This window comes from Marinobacter sp. (assembly GCF_040882185.1).
Taxonomy (GTDB): domain Bacteria; phylum Pseudomonadota; class Gammaproteobacteria; order Pseudomonadales; family Oleiphilaceae; genus Marinobacter.
In genome coordinates, this window is record NZ_JBBEBW010000037.1 from 1 (window position 1) to 1,639 (window position 1,639).

Here is a 1,639-nt window from a genome sequence, read left to right on the forward strand (position 1 = left end):
ACCAGGCAGTAGAAGCACTTGTTTTCAGACGACACCACCACGGCGATCATTTCCCGCTCCAGCTTGTCGAGCTCGCTTTCGCCCAGCATCATTTCGTTGTACATGCGGGTGAAGCCTTCGAGTTGCGCGAGATTCTGGCTATAGGCTTTCAGTACGTTGGGGACCATGCCCAGTTTGGTCTGGCAGATCTCGAAGTAGCGACGGGTTTCTTCCGGCAGGTCTTTGAGTTCCGGTACCGGCAGGTTCAGTCCTGTGGGTTTGTCGTCTTTGGCTTTGAGGATGTCGTTCATGGTGCTCTGTCCTTTCCGATTGCTTTCGTTATAGGCGTCCGGATCTGCGGTTGGGTCATGCGCTGTGGGTCGTGCTTCCTGACAGCGCCTGGCCGACTTTCGAGCCGTTGCGCCGCTTCAACTGCTGGCTGATCCAGTCGCCCGTGGCCACCAGCTTGTCGAGATCCACCCCGGTTTTGATGCCCAGCCCGTTCAGCAGGTAGAGCACATCTTCGGTGGCGACGTTGCCGGAGGCGCCTTTGGCGTAGGGGCAACCGCCGAGGCCTGCGACAGACGAATCAATCACCGCGACACCTTCTTCGATGACCGCGTAGAGGTTGGCCAGGGCCTGGCCGTAGGTGTCGTGAAAGTGGGCGGCGAGGCGTTCCATCGGGACGTGTTTTGCCACCGCCTCCAGCATGCGCTTGGCTTTCAGGGGCGTGCCGGTGCCGATGGTGTCGCCCAGAGAAATCTCGTAGCAGCCCATGTCCAGCAGGGCCCGGGCAACGCTGGCAACTTTTTCCGGCGCGATATCGCCTTCGTAGGGGCAGCCAAGCACGGTGGAAACATAGCCACGAACCTGAATGCCGGCTTTCTGGGCCGCTTCCATGACGGGTTGAAAACGCTCAAGGCTTTCGGCCACGGAGCAGTTGATGTTCTTCTGGCTGAAGGATTCGGACGCCGCGCCAAACACCGCGACTTCATCGGCGCCCGCGGCCAGGGCATTTTCGAAACCTTTGAGGTTAGGCGTGAGAACGGAATAACGAACGCCGGACCGGCGCTTGATGCCAGCCATCACCTCGGCGCCATCGGCCATCTGGGGCACCCATTTCGGTGACACAAAGCTGGCCGCTTCTATGTGGCTCAGGCCGCAGTCAGCGAGGCGTTCAATCAGGCCGGTTTTGACGGCGGTGGCGATGACGTCGCCGGGCTCGTTCTGCAAGCCGTCGCGGGGGCTCATCTCCACCAGTCGGACGTGTTTGGGAAAGGCCATCAGGTGGTCTCCTCTTCAGTAACGTCAATCGCGAGCAGTTCGTTGCCTTCTGCTACCTGGTCGCCTTCGGCAAAAAACAGTTCGCTGACAACGCCGTCGGCAGGCGCCTTGATGGCATGCTCCATTTTCATGGCTTCCATGATGACCAGGGTCTGGCCTGCGGTAACGGTGTCACCGGCTGCTACCATAATGGCCACCACAGCACCGTTCATGGGTGCTTTCAGGCTACCCTCGGCGGCCAAGTCCTGGGTGCCGAATGTTTCACGATAGACAGTACAACTGAAGGTATCACCTTCGTAGAACAGCACCAGCTGATCGTCGTGGAGATTGCCGTGCACGCTCAGCCGATGGCCATTGATGACGGCTTGCAGGTAAT

The 1,639-nt window shown here is 59.4% G+C and carries 3 protein-coding genes; all 3 read right to left on the bottom strand.

Annotated elements, in window-relative coordinates; all coding sequences use genetic code 11:
• The coding region (locus tag WEB64_RS17720) for a peroxidase-related enzyme (RefSeq protein WP_368065730.1) at positions 1–290 on the bottom strand (290 nt) is incomplete at its 3' end.
• A 55-nt stretch (positions 291–345) separates the two neighbouring features.
• Positions 346–1,263, bottom strand: a complete 918-nt coding sequence (locus tag WEB64_RS17725; RefSeq protein ID WP_368065731.1) for a hydroxymethylglutaryl-CoA lyase — start codon at positions 1,261–1,263, stop codon at positions 346–348.
• Positions 1,263–1,639, bottom strand: a 377-nt coding sequence (locus WEB64_RS17730; protein WP_368065732.1) for an acetyl-CoA carboxylase biotin carboxyl carrier protein subunit, incomplete at its 5' end; no start/stop codon positions are given. The genes WEB64_RS17725 and WEB64_RS17730, both read right to left, overlap by 1 nt.